Raw genomic sequence first — 19,487 nt, 5'->3', positions numbered from 1 at the left:
GGGATGTCGCATCTTGCTGCTCGAACGGCCCAAGGCCGACCTCCTGGTGGTCGACTGGAGCGACGCGCGTCGCGGCCACTGTGGCGGGCAAGAATGGCGCATTGTCACGGCTCGTACAGCGGGGCGATGTGCATTCAGCGGGACGGAGATCCATAAGGGCGACGCGGTGTTCAAACCCAAACGAAGTCAGGCAACGCTTAACGCCGATGAGATGATTCTGGTTAGCGCCGTGCCTGAAACCATGCACGCGGGCGACGGACAATTGACGGAGTATTCATATCTCGCGACATGAAAAACGGTTCCATCGGGACGTCTAATATACGGTGAGGTCCGACAGCGTCGAGATACCGTGCGCGTGCAGGGTAGCGACCGCTCGCGCGGGCAGCCAGATGCCGATGTCGTCACTGATCTTCGGAGTCGGCATGCGCGCGTGCCGCAGGACCTCGATCGCGTCCGCGACCGCCTTCGTGTCCCGTAAACGCCCACCGTCAGTGGTGCGCAAAAACCATGACGAGTTCCGGCCGGCCGACCTGCCGCGCGACCTTCGCCAGCCGTCGGCGAACGCTGCCGAGCACTCCGCGCGCCGACTGCCCTGCCCCTAGGCGCTCCGGCAGGTAGCGTTCCATAGCTTTGCGAAACGGCATGCCGGCACCCCGTGACGTCGAGAAACAGACGGCCGATTGCATCCGGTAGTCTCGTCTGCCGGTCACGCATCGGCCGCCATCCTGGCAAACATCGTGCTAAACAATGCGCGCCAGCGCAGCAATTCAGCACGCTCCCCGATATGCATCATTTCTGCTGCCTTGCGTATCGACAGGCGCTGGCTACGAAGTTCGTCGGCAACGCGATCCGCAAGATCAGGGAAATCCAGCGACTGACCCTGCGCCTCAATGGCCTTGCGCAGATTTGATTCCCGGTACAGGGCGAACTTTTCCGGCGCGCCGAAATAGCCGTTGCGCACAACGCGTGTGACCGCGTTCGGGAACGTCGCACCAAACCTGAGGAGCAGGGCCCCGACCTGGTCACTCCTCCATCCCCTTTCTGTTGTGTTCCGGCACGTAGCGGCTTATCGCGTACCGCATTTTTCTGAGCCGGTTTCCTGCGCCGTGCCGGCCCTGCGGGGTGATCGCGTACTGCGTCCTTGCTTTCCCTGCGAATTCGCCCCTTTCCCTCGGCGCGGCGCATCGCATATCTCAGGGAATTGAGATTCACGTCGATGCCTTCCTGCGCTGCCTGCTCTATCAATTCATTCAGCGTGTAGCCCTTCTCCCTCGCCGCTCCAATTTGCGTCCGAATGGATTTAACGCCGTCTCCCACCTTGAGGTGCTGTTCATCTTTGCTCTTTTCAGGGAGCGCACCCAGTCTGCGTCCAAGTGCCTCCCATTGCCCTCGCGTGAAACTCCGAACAACCGGCATGATTCGCTCCGATGTAACACCGTCACACGCGTCTTGCGTAGGCGTTTACTCATCGTCAATACCAGTTCCTGCCGGTCATCAAGACTGGTGGAATACACCGGAATGCTGAAGAACGTAGGGGAACAGAAAAATATTTTTTATACGGTCGCTCGAATTCCCCTCAGTGCACATGGAGTTCAACATGCTTCATCAAGCGAGCAAACGGGGATTGACGGGTTGGCGGGGAACCTTGCACTTTTGGAGGCGCGTCACGCCGCAGTCGGAATCTCCGCGGCGCGCGCAGCCTGCACTTCTCACCTACTGCTTTCAATCTCCGGCATCGGCGCGAATAGCGCGTCAAGGTCGTCGTCCGAGAACTTGGCGGCGCCGGCGGCGTCTTCGGAGAGAATGCTGTCGGCAAGTCCCGCCTTCTGCTCCTGCAACTCCACGATCTTTTCTTCGATACTGCCCGCGGCAATCAGCTTGTAGACAAATACGGGCTTATCCTGCCCCAGCCGATGGGCGCGGTCGGTCGCCTGATTCTCGGCAGCAGGATTCCACCACGGGTCGTAATGAATCACGGTATCCGCAGCGGTCAGGTTCAGACCTACTCCACCTGCCTTCAGGCTGATCAGGAACAAGGGCACCTCGCCTTGCTGGAAGCGCTCGACCGGCGTGATGCGGTCCGTCGTGTCGCCAGTCAGAATGACGTAGGGAATCGCGGCTTCCTCGAGCGCGTCGGCAATCAGCGCCAGCATGCCGGTGAACTGCGAGAACAGCAGCACGCGGCGTCCTTCCTCGATCAATTCAGGCAGCATCGACAGGAGCAAATCGAGCTTGGCCGAACGCGTGACACGTGCGCCCTTTTCGACCCTTTCCGCTTTTTCCACTTTGCCGCGCTTCCCGCCCGGTTCGCCTGATTCCCCCGGCGCCTCATCAACCCTGATTTTCCGCACGAGACGCGGATCACAGCACACCTGGCGCAGCTTCAGCAAGGCATCGAGCACGATGATGTGGCTGCGCGCGAGACCCTGCGCGCTGACCGCCGCACGCACCCGCTCCTGCATGGCCGTCCGCACTGTTTCGTATAGATCGCGCTGCGCGCCCTCCAGATCGACCGAACAGACGATGGTGGTCTTGGCCGGCAACTCCTTCGCGACCTCGTCCTTACGACGGCGCAGCATAAACGGCCGGATGCGGCGCGCCAGCAGCGCGCGGCGCACGCCGTCACCGTTCTTCTCGATCGGATTGCGCCAACGCTTGGTGAAGTCTTTCTGGCTGCCGAGAAAGCCCGGCAACAGAAAGTCGAACTGCGACCACAGTTCGCCGAGGTGATTCTCCAGCGGCGTCCCCGTCAAACACAGCCGATGCCGCGCGCGCAATCCGCGGATCGCCTGCGCGGCTTTGGTGCTGGCATTCTTCACGTACTGCGCCTCGTCGAGGATCAGCAGGTGATAGTCATGCTCGGCGAGCACCTTCTGATCGCGCCACAGCAACGCGTAAGTCGTCAGAATCAGGTCGTGTTCGCCGATCTGCTCAAAACGCTCCTTGCGCTGCGGGCCGTTCAGGACCAGCACTTTCAGATCGGGTGCGAAGCGCCGCGCTTCCTCGCGCCAGTTGTGCACGAGCGTGGTCGGCACGACGATCAACGCGGGACGGTTGAGCCGCCCTGCTTCCTTCTCCGCGAGGATGTGCGCGAGCGTCTGCACGGTCTTGCCGAGACCCATGTCGTCGGCGAGCACGCCGGCCAGATCGTGTTCGCGCAAAAACTGCATCCAGTTCAGGCCCTGCTGCTGATACGCACGCAGTTCCGCCTTCAGACCACGCGGTACCGGCACCTCGTGCAAGCCTGGGCCGGCCTGCAGACGCTGCGCCAGCTGGCGAATCGAATCGTCGCCCTGGAATTGCCAGCGGCCCGTGCTGTTCAAGGCTTCGAGGCGGCCCGCATCGACGGAGGGCACCCGCAGCGGCGCGCCTTCGGCCAACGTGCCGCCCAGTGCGTCGAACAGATCGACCAGCACGCGCACCACCGGCTTCAGCCGGTCGGCGCGCAAACGCAGGCGCTTGTTTTCTTCGGTCTTCAGCTCGATCGGTTCGTCGTCGGCGATCGCTTCAAGCGCGCCGCCGAGCCAGCGACGGTCGCGCCGGAACAGATCGGCGAGCAGCGGCTCGAGCCGCACATTGCGCTCGCCGATGCGGATGCCCATCTCCAGATCGAACCAGCCGTCGCCCGCCTGCTGCGCGGTGCCGTCGATCGCGTCGATCTCGATGATGTTGTAGCGGAACTCGGGCGCCATCGTCACGCGCCAGCCTTTGCTCACGAGCTCAGGTACAGCGTCGTTGACAAAGGCGGACCAGGATTCGGCATCGGGCAGGCCGAGCATCGTGTCAGGCAAAAGCCGCGACGCGTACACGCGGCTGGTCGGGACTTTCTGCAGGCCGGTCTTGCGCAGTTCGAGTAAGCGCTTCTTTTCGGCTTCGTAGCGTCGGCGGATATGGATGACGTCGCCGCCCGGCATGGGTACGAGGGTGACGCTGCTGTCGACATTGATGCTGACGCCGTCGTAATCGAAGCTGACGCCGGCCAGTTCGACTGCCTCTGATTTTCGTTGCCCCGCCTTGGCTGTGGACGGCAGCGCGTGGCTATTGAGCGTGAGCACCGGCACGGGATCGACGTCGATCACGCGAATCGCGGAGGCGTCGTGCGTGGGCGGCAGCGGCAAATCGGGCGCGATCTCACGCAACACCGAGGCGACAAGCGGCGCTTCGGCGAGCGAGATCGGCGGCATGGCGAGGTAGTCGGGCAACTGCTGGAACGGCAACGACGATTCGACGAAACCCGCTTCATTCGCGACGCCGTCCACGTACCAGATCGGCTCGGTGGGCAGCACCATGGTGGCGCGCGGCTCAGTGCACAGCACGGGCCGCAGGCGTTCGTCCGCCAGCGGTTCCCATTCGATCCGCCCAGGCCGGGTGGCGCCGCGCGACAAAGGCGTCGGTCCATCGTGACCCGGCGCCGGCTTGAACTCGAAGAACAGGCGCCCCGTGGCCATCAGCTTTTGCAACATCTCCGCGCCGCTCGTGCCGCGCAGAACAAACTGGCCGAAATCCTCGCGCGAGCGGCCCAGCCACAAACCGCGCAGGATCGACAGGTCTTCGTCGGAGACAAACTTGGGTTGCTTGAGCAAGGCGGCTTCCACATTGCCCCAGGGCTCGTCGACTTCGACAATCGTGCCGTCCGGATTGCAGTGCGCCCGGTACAGCACGACTTCGTGGCGCATGTGGAACTTGGACCAGTTCAGCAGGTAGGCGAGCGTTTGAGTGCGTGCGGCGCCCGCCTTCTGGGCGACTGCATCGGCGGCCTCGGCGCGTGCGCGAAAACGCTCGAGCCAGCTGACCAGTTCGGGACGTACGCCGGATGGCGGTTGCATCGCTGATCCGGACGGCGCCTGAGGGTAGTCGGCGGACGGGCGCTCATCGGAGTCGATGCCAGTGTCGACGTTGGTGATGTGCTCCATCTCGTCGTGATACTCAAGCTCGGCGAGCAGCAGCGCGGCGACATGCTTGCAATTGCGGCTGACCGGGCAACTGCATTCGCTCTGCGCCCACGGTCTGCCGCCATCGGTCCGGAACCGCACCTGCGTGTGGTAGGGCAGCACCCGTGAGCCCTGCACATAGCCGCTGAGCTTGGCGCCGTCCCATTTCACGTTCGTGACGGCGCCGACCGAGCGTGCCTTGGCGACGGTGTGGTCGCCCAGCCATTCCGTAATCCGTTCCCGATCGAAGAAAACTGACGACATCAGGGTCCATTCCTTTTCAAGCCGGCGGGGGCAACCGTGCGCGGACGCGGAATCGGCGCGGCAGGCGACGAACGGCGACTGCCCGCGCAGTTTCAGCCCGGCATAGATTGCCCGTGGTAACCGGCCATTTTACGCGTCGGACGAAATTAGCTGTGGAGACGGCTTCCAAGGCAGTGCAAGGGACGGATGGCCTGGCTTCGCTCAGAGTGCGGGGTCGCTGGATGCCCCGACGCTCACTTCCAGCCCCGCTGCCGCGAACACCTGAGCGAGCGCCGGCGTTGGCGCCTCATCGGTGACCAGCAGATCGACCGCATCCGGGCCGAAAGCATGTACCAGCGCGCTGTGGCCGAATTTCGCGTGATCCGCGGCGACCACGAGCCGCTCGGCCTGCGCAAAGGCGGCGAGCGAAAACGCCACGTCGGCGGGCAGTGCGTCCATGAACCGGCCCTGCAGGTCGATCGCGGTGACCGAGACGATTGCGTAGCGCACATGGAACTGGCGCAGGAAGGCAAGCACGCTGTCGCCGACTGCAGCGGAGTCGTCAGCACGCAGTTCGCCACCCGCAATGAACACCCGGTTGCCGTTGCGCGGCGCCAGCACGCGAGCGACTTCGATGGAATTGGTCACTACCGTGAGCCGCGAGCGCGCGGTAAGAGCCTGGGCGATGTGCAAGCAGGTCGTACCGCCCTCGAGGATCAGCGAGTCGCCGTCTCGCACGAGTTCGCTGATGCGCGCGCCGATCGCCTGCTTGCCCTCGCGGCTTGCCACCATGCGCCGCTGGAACGGCGGCTCGTCGAGCCGTTCGGGCAGCATGATGCCGCCGTGGACCTTGATGAGCAGGCCGTCCGCGATCAACGGCTTGATATTGCGGCGGATGGTCTCGTCAGACACCTCGAAGCGGCCGGCAAGATCGGTGATCGTGCAGGTACGCTCGTCGCGGACGAGTCGCAGGATTTCAGCTTGGCGTTGGGTGGAGAACATAGGATCGAGACCGGGAGACGGTGCCCAGTCTAGCAAACACCTCATGGTTCGCCAAGAAATCTCAACGCATTCCCATATAAATCCACAATCGGCATGCTAAAACAGCATTAAAACTCAACCTGCCCTTACTTCCGCCAGCAACTCGGGATGGCGATCCAGCACCTTCAACAGCTTGATTAGCGCGAGCGGCGGCTTGGTTTTGCCATTCTCGTACCGCGAAAAAGCGTTCACGCCGCCACCGAAAATTTCCGCTGCCTCGCGCTGATCCAGCTCAAGCTTCTTGCGGACGGCGGCAATGAATGCGGGATCTACTTGCGATGCATTCACCTCCTTGTTGAAGGCAAGCATCATTTGACCCGTGCGGGTCGCCTCGTCCATGTCGAGCACAGCCTCTTCACATGCCGGGCAATAGTCGCCGGTGACGGCCTCGAAGACGGCTGTTTCCCCTTTGTAGACATAGCGCATATTGCGCGTATCCCGCACCAGTTCGGCCGCTCCGCAATTCGGGCACTTCATGCTCACCACTCCTTGAATGACACGACGAGGACGTCATCGACCACCGTCAGTTTCAAATAGACCATGCCTGCTTCAGTCATGGCGCAGTAGACGTCCTGCCAGACCCGGTGGTCCGCGTACTAGTCATGCTTTTTCTGAAAGCACGCCGATCGAGGGACATCACCGTTTCGACAATCGCCGCAGGCCCGAAGCCGAGTGCCGCAGCCCCGATCACGGCCGATTTCGTGATTCTGATCTTCCCTGCACTCGCCAAGCCCTGGACATCGGCCAACTTGCAGTGAGGCGTGTTTTTTTCCACTCTTGCCTCCGATTGATATTAACCTACTTGGTTATAAAAAGGTAGGGCGGCCGTCTGTTACTGACGTATCCGCGACATCCTTTGATCCCACATCAGCCAAATCGATCGTTGCTTTTTGCCAAATTTTGTTGCAATCTACGCACGTTAATTCAACCTATTTCCACACATGTCCACATCCATCCCCACCCACGCCCGTGTCGTCATCATTGGAGGCGGCATCATTGGCTGCTCGGTCGCCTACCACCTGACCAAACTGGGTTGGACCGATGTGGTTCTGCTCGAACAGGGTCAGTTGTCGTGTGGCACGACCTGGCACGCGGCCGGCCTCGTCGGCCAACTGCGCGCGCAGGAAAGCATGACCAAACTGATCCGTTACTCGACCGCCCTCTACGCCGAACTCGAAGCCGACACCGGCCTCGCGACTGGCTGGAAGCAATGCGGCTCGCTCTCGGTGGCCCGCACGGCCGAGCGGATGACGCAACTCAAGCGCACCGCCGCCGTCGCGCGCGCCTACGGTGTGGCGTGCGACGTAATCAGCCCGCAGGAAGCCGGCGATCTATGGCCGGTGATGCGCACCGACGACCTGCTCGGCGCCGTCTGGCTGCCCGGCGACGGCAAAGCGAATCCCACTGATCTGACCCAGGCCCTCGCCCGCGGCGCTCGCACGCGCGGCGCACGCATCGTCGAGAACACCCGGGTCACGGCGATTCACACGCGCACCGCGCTCGAAGACAAGGCAAACGGCACGACAGGCGCACGCGAAGTCAGCGGCCTCGCGTGGCGCAACAAGGAAGGCGAAGAAGGCACGATCGGCGCGGACATCGTCGTGAATTGCGCGGGCCAATGGGCCAAGGCGGTGGGCCGCCTGTGCGGCGTGACCGTGCCCTTGCACTCGGCCGAGCACTACTACATCGTCACCGAACGCATTGCCGGCGTGCATCCTGACCTGCCGGTGATGCGCGATCCGGACGGCTTCATCTACTTCAAGGAAGAAGTGGGCGGTCTCGTGATGGGCGGCTTCGAACCGAACGCGAAACCGTGGGGCATGAACGGCATCCCGGACAACTTCGAATTCCAGTTGCTGCCCGACGACTGGGATCAGTTCGAAATCCTGATGGAAAACGCGTTGCAGCGCGTGCCCGCGCTCGAAACGGCGCAAGTAAAGCAGTTCTACAACGGCCCGGAATCGTTCACGCCGGACAACAACTTCATGCTCGGCGAAGCGCCGGAATTGCGGCGTTTTTTCATCGGCGCGGGTTTCAATTCGATGGGGATCGCATCGGCGGGCGGCGCGGGGATGGCGCTCGCCGAATGGATCGTCGCGGGCGAACCGACGATGGACCTGTGGCCGGTCGACATCCGCCGCTTTGCGCGATTTAACGGCAACGACACCTGGCTGCATGATCGCGTGAAGGAAACGCTCGGCCTGCACTATGCGATGCCGTGGCCGAATCGCGAACTCGACAGCGCGCGGCCGTTCCGCCGCTCGCCGCTGTATTCGCTGCTGCGCGATGACGGCGCCTGCTTCGGCAGCAAAATGGGCTGGGAGCGCGCCAACTTTTTCGCGCCGACACCCGCTGAAGCACAGATCGATTACGCGTTCGGCCAGCAGAACTGGTTACCGTGGAGCGGCGCCGAACATCGCGCATGTCGCGAGGGCGTCGCGCTATTCGACATGACGTCGTTCTCCAAATTTCTCGTCAAAGGACGCGATGCGGAAAGCGTGCTGCAAGGCATCGTCGCCAATGACCTAGCCGTACCGCCAGGTACGACGGTCTACACCGGCATGCTCAACGAGCGCGGCACCTACGAATCGGATTTCACGCTCACGCGCCTCGCCGACGATCAATACCTGCTGGTCACCGGCACCGCGCAAACCACGCGCGATTTCGACACCATCGAAAAAGCGATTCCGCGCGACAAACACTGCACGCTGGTCGACGTCACAGGCCAGTACGCCGTGCTCGCTGTAATGGGCCCGCGTTCACGCGAGTTGCTGCAAAGCGTGTCGAAGGCGGACTGGAGCAATGAGGCGTTCGCGTTCGGCCAAAGCCGCGAGGTCGATCTCGGTTATGCGACGCTGCGCGCCACCCGCCTCACCTACGTCGGCGAACTCGGTTGGGAACTGTACGTGCCGGTCGAGTTCGCAGTCAGCGTGTACGAAACCTTGCAACAGGCAGGCAAGGCGTTCGGTCTCGTCAACGCGGGCTACTACGCGATCGACTCTTTGCGCATTGAGAAAGGCTATCGTGCGTGGGGCCGCGAACTGACGCCGGATACGAATCCGTTCGAAGCGGGTCTGTCATTCGCCTGCAAGCTCGACAAAGACATCCCGTTCCGCGGCCGCGACGCGTTGCTGAAATTGCGCGCCGAACCGCTGCGCCGCCGCATGGTGGTGTTTACCGCCGACGGCGCCGCCGATCGCATGCTGTGGGGTGGCGAAGCCATTCTGCGTGACGGCAAGCCGGTCGGCTTCGTCAGTTCGGCAGCGTTCGGGCACACGCTCGGCTGTCCGGTGGCGATGGGTTATATCAACAATCCAGACGGCGTCGCCGATGCCGCGTATCTGAACGGCGCTCAATACATGATCGACGTCGCCGGCGATCTGCTGCCGGCGACCGTGCATCTGAAGGCGCCCTATGATCCACGCTCGGAACGGGTGAAGGGCTAACGTCCGCCGCGCGCCATACTCGAAAACACCCCATCGCGGCGGATCAGACCATGAAACAGCGCCGCCGCGAGATGCAACAGCACCGTAGCGAACAGTGCGAATGCTAGCCATGTATGCAAGGCACGGAGTAGCGCGAACAGCTCCGTGTTATGCGGCGCGATCGGGGGCAAATGCAGGGGACCGTATAGCGTAATCGGATATCCCCCGGCGGATAGCATCCCCCAACCGATCAACGGCATCGCGATCATCAGCGCATAGAGGATGAGATGCGACAGCCTGGCGACAAAACGCTGCGGCGCCGGCATGTAGGCCGGCAATGGCGGACTGCCGCGCCGGATACGCACGCCTACGCGCAGTATCACCAACAGCAGCAGCGCTATCCCAAGCGGCTTGTGAATCGCGATCAGCGTGGTATGCGCCCGCGACACCGTCGCGACCATTCCCACGCCGATAAACAGCATGGCGATGATCAACGGCGCCATCGTCCAATGCAGGAGTCGCGCGAGCGGACTGAAATGGGTACGCGTCTGTGTCATGAACGCTCTCCGTTCGACTTCGTTTGATGGACCTCGGGATGCAACGATTCTTCGCGCGTGCGGCGCTTATACGACAGCGCGTACGCTGCCGAGCGCGCGGCGAGCAACGGATCGTTGGAAGGCCGGATACCGGCCGGCAAGATGGTCGGATCAAAATTAACATCGCGACAGGCACCGTTTTCCTGCGACGTCGTGTGATCGATCACCAGCGTGCCGGCATCGATATGCTGACGATCGTCGGGCCATTGCATCGTCGCGTCGTCGATGGGATCGCCGGGTTGCGCGACCGTCAGGATCAGATGCCAGCGCAACGGTCCATTTTGCAGACGCTGATCGAGATCGGCTTCGAGGAAATTCTTCTCTTCCTTTTGCGCATCGGTGATCGATGCATACGGCGTTTCAGGCACCATCGCCCAACGCACGGCGCGAGTATTGCCCGCGCTGTCGGTGAACTGGAATGCGTTGATGCTGTAGTACGCGGCGTTCGCCAGACTCGACGATGGCGGATGCGCCTTCACCCATGCCTGAAACGGCTTGGTCTCCGGATTCGCCGCATAAAACGCTTTCAGCTTTGCGGGGTCGGGTTTGCCGGTCGCGGCATCAGGTTTCGCCGCGACCAGTTGCTGATAGAACTGCTCGGGCGTATGAACCGCGAACACAGGTGTCGAATTCATCCCAGTGCGCCACTGCTCGCCATTCTGCAGTTGGAACAGCAACGCCATGCTGCGTACCGGCGAACTCGTGTCGGGCGCGGACGGGTTGCCGCCTGGAACCGCGAAGCGGCCGATGACCGGCGTGCGGCCCGGCGCGAACACGGCAGCACGTGAAAGTACCGAACCGTCGCCGCTACTGTCGAAATACCCCGCCACACACAGGCCCTTTGCATGGTTGCGGCGATAGCCGGGATGAGCCTGGCCGGCCACCGCTTCGAAAGTGTTGATGATACGGGGCGCGGTGAGCCGCGCAGGTGTCAGCCAGCCCGCCGTGTAAGCGAAGCCGCCGGCAAGAGCCGCGACGACCGCGCCAATTGCCGCGAGCCGGCATGGCATGCATGGAGGCGCAGCGTTGGGAACGGATGGTTTTGTCACGACGACTCCTTGACTCTCGGAAAGATGCACTCATCGGCAAACACCGAATTCGGCGATCTATTCCATTCGACGTCCGGCGCGTCCGTTCCGTGTGCGCGCCGGCTATCGATACGGTCAATTGACGCTGCCTGCGGTCGCGGCGCCGCTCGCGACATGGTTCGCGGCGGCCGCCTTGGCGGCGAGTGCTTCCTTGTTGTGCGCGACCTGCTGGGCGAAGATGGGGTTGACTTCCGGATACGATGTATCAGTGACATAGTCAAGGCCGTTCTGCTGGGCTTCGATCAATTCCTGGTACACCTGAGCACGTGTCTTGCCTTCTGCAAAAACGCTCGACGAAGCAGCGAAAACGACGAGGGACAATGCGGCAAAAGCGATCTTCTTCATGATGAACTCCAGAGAGTTTTGTGCGGGTTTGCATGAGGGATAACCACGGGTTTCCGGCTTTTATTCCTGCCTTGGCGCTTCGTAAGAAACAAACTTCGAACGTGGAATAAACTCACACCTGCGTGTGTTCGCCACTCGATAGCTGAAATCCGACGAATGCCGAAACCATGACCTCAACCGCTCCTCCCTCCGATTCACCGCCTTCCGAAGCCGACATTCAGGCCTACGCCGATGGCACGCTGACGCCGGAACGCGCTGCGTTTCTGGAGGACTATCTGGGCAAGGATCCGGCGGAAGCACGCCGCGTAGCGTTCTACGACAGGCTCAACGCGCAAATGCAGCAGGCCTTCCAAACAACTGACGAACCCGTTTCGACCCGCGCCGAAGGACGGCGCGGCGTACTCGGGCGGCTAAAGGCCGGGGAACGCCGGGGCAAAGTGGTGAACGCTGTCGTGGCGCTCGTTCTAACGCTGATCGCCGCGAGCGGCTGGCTGGCCGCCACCCAGGTATCCCGGCAGGCACTCAACAATGCGGCCGTGATGGCGTTGGCGGAAACCGCCACCGCACAGTATTCTGCCGCCTCGCCGACGCGGACCGACGTGTCCGCGCCCAACCTCGCGGCGATCGGGTTGAGACTGGTGGATCAAAGGGTCCTATCGCTCAGTCCACTCCAACGCGCCACCGAATTCATTTATCTGAACGGCGACAACCGCCCCGTCGTGCTGATTTCCTCGCTGGCACCGCTGGCGCCGGCGCAGCCGCAGTGGGCCGCCCTGCGCATCGGCGAGATCAGGTTGCTGACCTGGACGGTGCAATGGCAGCGCTTCGTGGTCGCCGGCGACGCCCGCACCCACGGCCTGATGCGCGCCGCCGACGTGATGACGATGCGCTAAGCCCTTTCCAGGTTTTTGCGCAACGCGACAAAAACAACGGAATAAAATGTGCCCACGTGTGTTTGCACCTCGAATACGCGTGGTGGTTCAATCGACGGCTGCCCACCCGGCGCCTACGAGAAGCCCCACGATTGGGATAGAAAATGGATGTCCGTGACGAGTTGATGGAGCATGTGCCGCGCTTGCGGCGCTATGCGCGAGCGCTGATCAACAATCGCGATCTCGCCGACGATCTGGTGCAGGACACGCTCGAACGCGCGCTCGGCCGTACCGGCATGTTCCAGCCGGGCACCGACCTGCGTGCATGGCTGTTCACGATCATGCACAACGTGTTCGCCAATCAGGCGCGCAAGGCTTCCGCACGCGCGGTTCACGTAGCGGTCGACGACGACAGCGTCCACGAAAGCGAATTTGCCGTGCAGTCCGACCAGACCCGTTCACTGGAAATGCGCGACCTCGACTACGCGCTGCAGCGTCTGCCGATGGAGCAGCGCGAAGTCGTGCTGCTGGTCGGTCTCGAGGAAATGAGCTACGCCGACGTGGCGCTGGCGCTGAACATTCCGATCGGCACGGTGATGTCGCGCCTGTCGCGTGGGCGCGAGCGGCTTCGGGCATTGATGGCGGGCACGCAGCCCGGTGCAAAACTACAGGTGGTGCGATGAGCGACCAACACACGCCGATCGGCGAACAAGAACTGCACGCGTACGTGGACGGCACGCTGTCCGACGAACGACGCGTCGAGGTGGAGCGCGCGCTCGAACAGAACCCCGAGTTGGCCGCACGCGTCAGCGATTATTTCTCGCTGAACAACATGTTTCATGACCGCTATGACCGCGTGCTGAGCGAGCCCGTGCCCAAACGTCTGCAAACGCCTCTGGCCAGTGGGCGCCGCTGGCGCATAGCCGCCAACTGGCCGCAGTTTGCGGGGATGGCGGCAGCGCTGGTGTTGGGCGTGGGCATCGGCGTCGGCACGCATATGGGGCAGGACGTCGTGGCGCCGGTCGCCGGTCAGTCGAACACGCGCCCGGTCAGTGCGGACAGTTCGGAAATGTTTGCGCGGCAGGCCGCGGTGGCGCATGTGGTCTATATGCCCGCCGTCGACCGTCCAGCCGAAATGACTGCGGATCATGAGCAGGATTTCGTGCAATGGCTGTCAAACCGGCTCGGCACCAACGTGCATCCGCCGATGCTCTCGAAGAGCGGTTTCAATCTTTCGGGTGGCCGCCTGTTGCCGGGCGCCGATGGACCGACCGCGCAGTTCATGTATCGCGGGCCGAATGGCGAGCGCGTGACGCTGTGCATTTCGCACCGTCAGGTGAATTCGAATACCACTGCGTTCAAGCTGTATCAGGACGGGCCAGTGAACGTGTTCTACTGGGTCGACGGCGACTTCGGCTATGCGGTGTCAGGCGGGATCGATCGCAAGGTGCTGTTGCAACTGTCGCATGACGTGTACTCGCAATTGACGGGCGCCGCGCCGGGTTGAGATGCCTTGTCAGGTCGCGATAGCGGGTTCAGTTTGCCGAACCGCTGCCGCGATCGAGCGACGCCGCGCGCATCACGTCGCTCGGATTGGTGAAGAACTGCTGGCGCAACTGCGCAATCTGCGCGTCGCGTTGCTGACGCGACAAACCCTGTTTGTCGATCTGCGCGCGCTGGCTCGCATAGTCCGCGTAGCGGGCTTGCCAGGCGTCGTCAGCCTGCTGCATCTGCACGACGCGCTGCGCCGCTTCAGGCCCAAGTGTCTGCGTGATCTGCGCACGCATCGTATCGAGCGAACCGCCCTGCTTCTGCGCTTGACTGATCGCGTCGAGTGCGGCCTGTTGCTGGCGCGCTCGTTCGTGGGCTGCGCGCGTTTCCGGCGGCAGTGTCGCGTCTAGTGCGGTGAGACGCGCCGCTTTTTGCGCTGCGCTCAACGAATCATCTGACGCGATGCGCAGGCGCGCCAGATCCGTATGTTGCTGCTGCGATTCGGCTCCGAAGAACGGCTCGTTCCATTCGCCCATCAAGCGGGCGCCTAAGGCGTCGCGCTGATCGAGCGAGAGCTGCAGCGCGTCGAGGTCCAGCTTTGCGCCGTTCTGGCTTTGGATTGGCGAGGTTTGTGGCAGTTGGTCGAGCGCCGTTCGATACGCGTTGTAGCGCTGCCAGACGGTCACCGCTTCGTCGGCGGCCGGCGTGCCGTCGAGTTGCGCGGCGATCTGGCGACGCACCAAAGCATCGAGCGTCGCGGGAGAGATTTCGTTCTGCGTCGTCAGGAAATAATCGAAGAAATCGCGGACCGCACGCGTGTGCGCGAGGTGGCCGCGGCCATCGGTTGGCAAATGCGGTGGCGACGAACCGTCGAGCGAAGCGGGCAATGCGCCGGCCGCCGACCTGCCGGCCACCATGTCCTTGCCCGAAGCAACCGCGGGTTGCGCAGAGCTCGCTGCATTCACCGCGTGCAACGCTGACGCATCATGCGCGGACGGCGGGCGGTTCACCCACAACGCCGCGCCGGCCGACACCACACCCACCGCCACGAAAACCAGCCACTGACTGCGCGCGCTGCCCTGCTGCCGATCCAATCGCCGCATCCGTTCACACGCCTTGCGTCTTCAGGCGATTCGCCTGCGTGCGAATCACTGCCACCGGGTCGGCCGCGTTCGCGCCGCGCACGCCGAGCAACTGGTTGATCTCGTCAAGATGGTTCCACTTATAGCTGGTGCCGAGCACCTTGCCGTAGAGTGCGCTGCACACCGAGACGAGTCCGTCGTTCTGCCCCGACCGGCGGCTCAGCATGATCGTGCCGGTGCCGTACAGGACGAGTGTCGAAGCATCAAGGAGGTTGGCGGAATCGATTGGCGCGACGCTGGTGTCAGTGGCGCCGGGGATGCCAAGCACGGAGGTCGGCTGAATCGCACTGCCCGCCCACGAGTACAGCAGATGCGTGTTGCCGTTGACGGTTTCAGTCGCGGCGCCCGTTTGGCATGAACCGGGCGCACCGAGGCCGGCACTCGGATAGCGCAAGTTGTAGGCCGCGGCGTTAGCCGTGGTCAGCGTCTGCAGCGCGGCTACCGCATTCTGATTCGTGTTGTGATTACTACTCGTCAGGATACCGAATATATTCGCAAACGCGCCGATGATCGGTGTCGAAAGACCGGTCGGATCTTTTTGCAACGCGTCCTGCACGAAGTCGGCGAACTCCGAACCGCGATGCGGTGTACCGATCGTGGTGACCGAAGCGACGAGTTCCGGCGCTACTGCCGCAACATAGCGCGAGGTCAATCCGCCCTGGCTGTGGCCGATCAGATTCACCTTCTGCGCGCCGGTCGCGGCCAGCACCTGCTTCACGTAAGCGAGTAACTGTTCGCCGCGGCCGTTCGGACCGTCATCGCTCTGAAAGCCCGACAGGTTCGCCACATACACGCTTGCGCCGTGCTGCTGGAGGTCGGACTGAATGCCGTACCAGTAGTCGAGCACGCCGAGATATTTGTCGGTCCCAGTGAGGCCGTGGACGAGGACGATGGGATAGCGGGTTGCCGCATAATCATCGGCGCTGGTGGTCGACGTCGCGGCGACTGCGCGCTCGATGGCAACCGGAGTGGCGATGGTGAGAAGCACAGCGAGCGGCGCATTGGCGACTGCGGCCGCGATCGCCCAGGCGACGATGCGAGAACCCTTCGATTTCGACATGTGACGGCCTCCGGTTGCGAAGTCCGCGTATTTAGCTATACAAATCGATCGAGGGCAATAGAGCCGATCCTCCAAACTGCTTATGCTGCAGTGCGTTTTTAAGGTCTATCGCGGTGTTGCAATGCGACGGGCATTGAAGGCGTCGAGCTCCACAATGCTGCCTGGATTCGCGCTTGACTTGACCAACTCGCGCGGCGTAACGCCCAACAACCGCCCCATCCAATGCGCCATATGACTCTGATGCGCAAAGCCCGTTTCCAGCGCGATCTGACTCGCGCTCAACCTGCCTTGAAGCAATAGCGCTCTCGCCCGCTCCACGCGCCGCTGGACGACATACTGATGCACCGGCATACCGAGCGTTTCGCGAAACAGCACCTTGAAATGCGGGACACTCAACTCAGCATGCACTGCCAGTTCGCCAAGAGTGAGGCGTTGATCGAGGTTCGCTTCGATAAACTCGATCACACGAGCGGCGGTCTTCGGCACCAGCGTGCGACGTTTGTTTTCGAGTTTGTCGAGTGCCGGCGCGCTGCCGATCAGCCGCACCACCATCGCCGTACACAGGCTTTCGGCGTAGAGCGGATCGGACGTATCGTCCGCTTCAAGTTCCGCGCGTAGCGCCCAAGCCAGATGCTGAAAACGCGGGTCGCGCATCTGGAACTGCGGACGAAGCCGCGCTTCGCTCGTCTTCAATTCGAGTTGTTCGACGGTCCTCTGCGCGAAGTCTTCGCCTATCCACACACTGAAAATCGTGCAGGCGGCCTCATCGGTCCACTGCCCGTCGACGCCCGCGGGAATAACATCCGCATCGCCGTGCGCCTGAATCCGCGAATAGCGGCGCTCATTGCACACGCAACGCGCCTTGACCGGCGCACCGACATGCACACCCACGCGATGATGCTTGAGCGCTGGAATCCGGTGCAGCCCGGCCGACACGTTGACCAGTTCCGCGCCGAAGCCCTGCCAGCCGAGCGTCTTGCTCGAGAGAAGCGCGATGCGAGAGCCACTATGCGGCTGCGGTATCGGTGTCACGGCGTTCATTGCTTTCCCTCGTGGATGGCGGCCAATGTGTGTGCATTGTGCTGCGTTTTTTGCTCTTTCGCTTGGCGCGCACCGCTTCAACGCACGTGCTGCGCCGCCACAAAGAAAAACAATCATCCGAATCTGCGCACGACGATCCGTGCCCGCGCGTTTCTCCGTCGCCGTCTCCCTAAGATGGCCGCATACCGACCCAGGAAGGAGCTCAACGTGTACGTGATCTTTGGAGCAGCAGGCAATGTAGGCAGAGTGAGTGCGGCGGCGTTGCGCCGGGCGGGCCGCGAAGTGCGCGCGGTCGTGCGCCACGCGAGGCAAGGCAAGGCGTTAGCGGAAATCGGCTGTGAAATCGCCATCGCCGATCTGCTCGATCCGGCTTCGGTCGCGCGCGCCATCGAAGGCGCGGAAGCGGTACAGATACTCTGTCCAGTGCCGCACGCGGACGCCGATCCCGCAACCACGATGCGGCGCATGATCGACGTGAGCGCTGACACTTTGCGCGCCGACCCGCCGCAACGGGTGCTCGCGCTGTCCGACTACGGCGCGGAACACGCGAGCGGCACCGGCATCACGACGCTCTTCCACGCCCTCGAGACGCAACTCGCACCTATTGATTCGCAGTTGACGTTTCTGCGCGCAGCCGAACACATGCACAACTGGGCGCGCGTGCTGCCGGTCGCACTCGCCAGAGGCGTGCTGCCGAGTCTGCATCATCCGTTGAGCAAGATGTTTCCGACGGTTGCTGCAGAGGATGTCGGACTGCTGGCCGCTGAGCTATTGCTCGACGACAGGCCGGCGAAGGTGTCACCACGAGTGGTGAGTATCGAAGGTGAAACGCGCATCAGCGCGTTAGATGTCGCACGCACACTCGGTGCATTGGCGCACCGTCAGATCACGGCCTACGAAGTGCCACGCAGCGAATGGGCCGCCATGCTTCATGGCGCGGGACTCGGCGAGAACCACGCGCGCCTCATCACGGATCTGTACGACGCACATAACGCGGGCCGCATCGACGTCGAAACGGAGATCAGCGAGCGGCGCTTCGGCGCGACTGCGCTAGAGGGCGTGTTTGCGTCGATCCTGGCGCGTGTCGCTGAAACTTCAGCTGCAAATGCAAACGCCACTGCGCGCTAAACGGCACTCGTATCAGGAGGAATGACATGCATACCTGCCCTTTGCTGCGCGCATCGATGGAATCGCGGAAGATCGTGGAGCGTCGAATCTCGCGAACGCGCGCGACCACGAGCGTCCGCCACTGGATGGCGATCCGGGCAAGTCTTGCGGGACTGACAGGCTGGCGAGCGCTTCGGGACGTGCTGAACGCAATCCCGGATAGCAACGACGACTTTGGCTTGTTCTGATTCGCGGCGGCTCGCGGCTCGATACGCCGTAGACACGCCGCAGAGATGTCATCACCGCGTCAAGGCCGCACTACATTGACGAAACCGACGCCACAACGCCGGCCACCGTTTGCAAACAAACGGTGGCCGGCGTGCATGTGTCGATTATTCGTTTTCGTCGAAGTAGTGCCCAAACTTCAATTGTTTGGTGCGGATATAGCGCTCGTTTTCCTCGCGCATCGGAATCGCCAGCGCCACCCGCTCGCATACCGGAATGCCATGCTTCGACAGCGTGTCGAATTTCTCCGGATTGTTGCTCATCAGGCGCACCGAAGTGACCTTGAGCGTGCGCAGAATGCCTGCCGCGGAATCGTATTCACGCGAGTCGTCGGGCAAGCCGAGATCGAGATTGGCCTCGACGGTGTCACGGCCCTGCTCTTGCAACGCATACGCGCGGATCTTGTTCGACAGGCCAATGCCGCGCCCTTCGTGGCCGCGTAGATACAGCAGCACCCCACAGCCTTCAGCCGCGATATAACGCAGCGCCAGATCGAGTTGTTCGCCGCAATCGCAGCGGTACGAGCCGAGCACGTCGCCCGTCAGGCACTCGGAGTGCAGGCGCGTCAACACGGACGACTGGTTTGCGACGTCGCCCATCACGAGCGCGAGATGTTCGGCGCCGCTATCGGCCACGCGAAACACGTAAGAGGTAAACGTGCCGTAGCGCGTGGGGAGCGTGGCGGTAGCGTCGAGGACGACGCACTCGCCGCTGGGTGCGCCGTCTGTTGCTTGCGACGGATCGTGAGACGTGAGCATGGCGTTGGACAATGGTGCTGACATGAACCCGCAAAATTGGGATGCGGTATGGACCGGCAGTT

17 protein-coding genes and 3 pseudogenes are annotated in these 19,487 nt (G+C 62.6%); 7 read left to right on the top strand and 13 right to left on the bottom strand.

What is annotated here, in order from left to right; translation table 11 throughout:
* The first annotated feature begins 13 nt into the window (after window positions 1–13).
* A complete protein-coding gene (locus BM438_RS23640) occupies window positions 14–292 on the top strand; it encodes a DUF3331 domain-containing protein (protein ID WP_167378443.1) in 279 nt (92 codons plus the stop codon).
* A 27-nt stretch (window positions 293–319) separates the two neighbouring features.
* On the opposite strand, the pseudogene BM438_RS47060 reads toward BM438_RS23640, so the two are convergent.
* From BM438_RS47060 to BM438_RS23605, 6 genes and pseudogenes are all read right to left on the bottom strand, one after another.
* Window positions 320–650: pseudogene (locus tag BM438_RS47060) on the bottom strand (phage integrase family protein); the annotation flags it as partial.
* Window positions 651–706: 56 nt separating this feature from the next.
* Window positions 707–1,009: pseudogene (locus tag BM438_RS23630) on the bottom strand (protein mobD); the annotation flags it as partial.
* Window positions 1,010–1,709: 700 nt separating this feature from the next.
* Window positions 1,710–5,195, bottom strand: coding sequence for a DEAD/DEAH box helicase (locus BM438_RS23620; RefSeq protein ID WP_093638704.1), 3,486 nt, complete (start codon window positions 5,193–5,195; stop codon window positions 1,710–1,712).
* A gap of 201 nt (window positions 5,196–5,396) precedes the next feature.
* Window positions 5,397–6,176 carry a DeoR/GlpR family DNA-binding transcription regulator gene (locus BM438_RS23615; RefSeq protein ID WP_093638701.1) on the bottom strand — a complete coding sequence of 260 codons (780 nt, stop codon included), beginning with the start codon at window positions 6,174–6,176 and terminating at the stop codon, window positions 5,397–5,399.
* A gap of 114 nt (window positions 6,177–6,290) precedes the next feature.
* Window positions 6,291–6,692 (bottom strand): type II toxin-antitoxin system MqsA family antitoxin, encoded by a 402-nt coding sequence (locus tag BM438_RS23610; RefSeq protein WP_093638698.1) that lies wholly within the window; start codon window positions 6,690–6,692, stop codon window positions 6,291–6,293.
* Window positions 6,693–6,694: 2 nt separating this feature from the next.
* A pseudogene (locus BM438_RS23605) lies at window positions 6,695–6,990 on the bottom strand (type II toxin-antitoxin system MqsR family toxin).
* A 166-nt stretch (window positions 6,991–7,156) separates the two neighbouring features.
* Here BM438_RS23605 and BM438_RS23600 point away from each other — a divergent pair.
* The gene (locus BM438_RS23600) at window positions 7,157–9,661 is read left to right on the top strand and encodes a GcvT family protein (protein ID WP_093638695.1); all 2,505 of its coding nucleotides are present in this window, start codon (window positions 7,157–7,159) and stop codon (window positions 9,659–9,661) included.
* Here the strand turns inward: BM438_RS23600 and BM438_RS23595 are convergent.
* From BM438_RS23595 to BM438_RS23585, 3 genes are all read right to left on the bottom strand, one after another.
* Window positions 9,658–10,197 (bottom strand): cytochrome b, encoded by a 540-nt coding sequence (locus tag BM438_RS23595; protein WP_093638692.1) that lies wholly within the window; start codon window positions 10,195–10,197, stop codon window positions 9,658–9,660. The two genes, BM438_RS23600 and BM438_RS23595, sit on opposite strands and share 4 nt — an antisense overlap.
* Entirely contained in the window at window positions 10,194–11,285 is a 1,092-nt protein-coding gene (locus BM438_RS23590; RefSeq protein ID WP_093638689.1) for a catalase family peroxidase, read from the bottom strand. The genes BM438_RS23595 and BM438_RS23590 overlap by 4 nt, the downstream gene beginning before the upstream one ends.
* Before the next feature lie 114 nt (window positions 11,286–11,399).
* Window positions 11,400–11,669, bottom strand: coding sequence for a DUF4148 domain-containing protein (locus tag BM438_RS23585; protein WP_093638685.1), 270 nt, complete (start codon window positions 11,667–11,669; stop codon window positions 11,400–11,402).
* Window positions 11,670–11,836: 167 nt separating this feature from the next.
* On the opposite strand from BM438_RS23585, the gene BM438_RS23580 reads away from it, so the two are divergent.
* From BM438_RS23580 to BM438_RS23570, 3 genes are all read left to right on the top strand, one after another.
* Window positions 11,837–12,562 carry an anti-sigma factor family protein gene (locus BM438_RS23580; protein WP_093638682.1) on the top strand — a complete coding sequence of 242 codons (726 nt, stop codon included), beginning with the start codon at window positions 11,837–11,839 and terminating at the stop codon, window positions 12,560–12,562.
* A gap of 143 nt (window positions 12,563–12,705) precedes the next feature.
* Entirely contained in the window at window positions 12,706–13,224 is a 519-nt protein-coding gene (locus BM438_RS23575; RefSeq protein WP_093638677.1) for a sigma-70 family RNA polymerase sigma factor, read from the top strand.
* Window positions 13,221–14,048: an anti-sigma factor family protein gene (locus BM438_RS23570; RefSeq protein WP_093638673.1), complete on the top strand. Its 828-nt coding sequence runs from the start codon at window positions 13,221–13,223 to the stop codon at window positions 14,046–14,048. The genes BM438_RS23575 and BM438_RS23570 overlap by 4 nt, the downstream gene beginning before the upstream one ends.
* A gap of 28 nt (window positions 14,049–14,076) precedes the next feature.
* Here the strand turns inward: BM438_RS23570 and BM438_RS23565 are convergent, their stop codons facing one another.
* From BM438_RS23565 to BM438_RS23555, 3 genes are all read right to left on the bottom strand, one after another.
* Window positions 14,077–15,135: a lipase secretion chaperone gene (locus tag BM438_RS23565; RefSeq protein WP_093638669.1), complete on the bottom strand. Its 1,059-nt coding sequence runs from the start codon at window positions 15,133–15,135 to the stop codon at window positions 14,077–14,079.
* A gap of 4 nt (window positions 15,136–15,139) precedes the next feature.
* Window positions 15,140–16,234: a triacylglycerol lipase gene (locus BM438_RS23560; RefSeq protein ID WP_093638666.1), complete on the bottom strand. Its 1,095-nt coding sequence runs from the start codon at window positions 16,232–16,234 to the stop codon at window positions 15,140–15,142.
* A gap of 105 nt (window positions 16,235–16,339) precedes the next feature.
* A complete protein-coding gene (locus BM438_RS23555) occupies window positions 16,340–17,275 on the bottom strand; it encodes an AraC family transcriptional regulator (RefSeq protein ID WP_093638661.1) in 936 nt (311 codons plus the stop codon).
* A 207-nt stretch (window positions 17,276–17,482) separates the two neighbouring features.
* Here BM438_RS23555 and BM438_RS23550 point away from each other — a divergent pair, with 207 nt between their 5' ends.
* Window positions 17,483–18,403 carry an NmrA family NAD(P)-binding protein gene (locus tag BM438_RS23550; RefSeq protein ID WP_093638657.1) on the top strand — a complete coding sequence of 307 codons (921 nt, stop codon included), beginning with the start codon at window positions 17,483–17,485 and terminating at the stop codon, window positions 18,401–18,403.
* 26 nt (window positions 18,404–18,429) lie between these two features.
* Window positions 18,430–18,630, top strand: coding sequence for a hypothetical protein (locus BM438_RS23545; RefSeq protein ID WP_093638653.1), 201 nt, complete (start codon window positions 18,430–18,432; stop codon window positions 18,628–18,630).
* Window positions 18,631–18,774: 144 nt separating this feature from the next.
* On the opposite strand, the gene ribA is transcribed toward BM438_RS23545, so the two are convergent.
* Entirely contained in the window at window positions 18,775–19,425 is a 651-nt protein-coding gene (ribA, locus tag BM438_RS23540; protein ID WP_054036395.1) for a GTP cyclohydrolase II, read from the bottom strand.
* Window positions 19,426–19,487: the final 62 nt, after the last annotated feature.

Source organism: Paraburkholderia aspalathi, from assembly GCF_900116445.1.
In the GTDB taxonomy this organism is placed as follows: Bacteria; Pseudomonadota; Gammaproteobacteria; order Burkholderiales; family Burkholderiaceae; genus Paraburkholderia; species Paraburkholderia aspalathi.
Note: the sequence above shows the minus strand (reverse complement) of the source record. Positions and strands in the feature narration are given on the sequence as shown.

Excerpts from the sequence above, each read along its gene's own strand:
- BM438_RS23615 (WP_093638701.1), bottom strand. The coding sequence starts at position 6,176 with ATGTTCTCCACCCAACGCCAAGCTGAAATCCTGCGACTCGTCCGCGAC.
- BM438_RS23545 (WP_093638653.1), top strand. The coding sequence starts at position 18,430 with ATGCATACCTGCCCTTTGCTGCGCGCATCGATGGAATCGCGGAAGATC.
- BM438_RS23585 (WP_093638685.1), bottom strand. The coding sequence starts at position 11,669 with ATGAAGAAGATCGCTTTTGCCGCATTGTCCCTCGTCGTTTTCGCTGCT.
- BM438_RS23555 (WP_093638661.1), bottom strand. The coding sequence starts at position 17,275 with ATGAACGCCGTGACACCGATACCGCAGCCGCATAGTGGCTCTCGCATC.
- BM438_RS23620 (WP_093638704.1), bottom strand. The coding sequence starts at position 5,195 with ATGTCGTCAGTTTTCTTCGATCGGGAACGGATTACGGAATGGCTGGGC.
- BM438_RS23575 (WP_093638677.1), top strand. The coding sequence starts at position 12,706 with ATGGATGTCCGTGACGAGTTGATGGAGCATGTGCCGCGCTTGCGGCGC.
- BM438_RS23600 (WP_093638695.1), top strand. The coding sequence starts at position 7,157 with ATGTCCACATCCATCCCCACCCACGCCCGTGTCGTCATCATTGGAGGC.
- BM438_RS23570 (WP_093638673.1), top strand. The coding sequence starts at position 13,221 with ATGAGCGACCAACACACGCCGATCGGCGAACAAGAACTGCACGCGTAC.
- BM438_RS23565 (WP_093638669.1), bottom strand. The coding sequence starts at position 15,135 with ATGCGGCGATTGGATCGGCAGCAGGGCAGCGCGCGCAGTCAGTGGCTG.
- BM438_RS23560 (WP_093638666.1), bottom strand. The coding sequence starts at position 16,234 with ATGTCGAAATCGAAGGGTTCTCGCATCGTCGCCTGGGCGATCGCGGCC.
- BM438_RS23580 (WP_093638682.1), top strand. The coding sequence starts at position 11,837 with ATGACCTCAACCGCTCCTCCCTCCGATTCACCGCCTTCCGAAGCCGAC.
- BM438_RS23595 (WP_093638692.1), bottom strand. The coding sequence starts at position 10,197 with ATGACACAGACGCGTACCCATTTCAGTCCGCTCGCGCGACTCCTGCAT.
- ribA (WP_054036395.1), bottom strand. The coding sequence starts at position 19,425 with ATGCTCACGTCTCACGATCCGTCGCAAGCAACAGACGGCGCACCCAGC.
- BM438_RS23610 (WP_093638698.1), bottom strand. The coding sequence starts at position 6,692 with ATGAAGTGCCCGAATTGCGGAGCGGCCGAACTGGTGCGGGATACGCGC.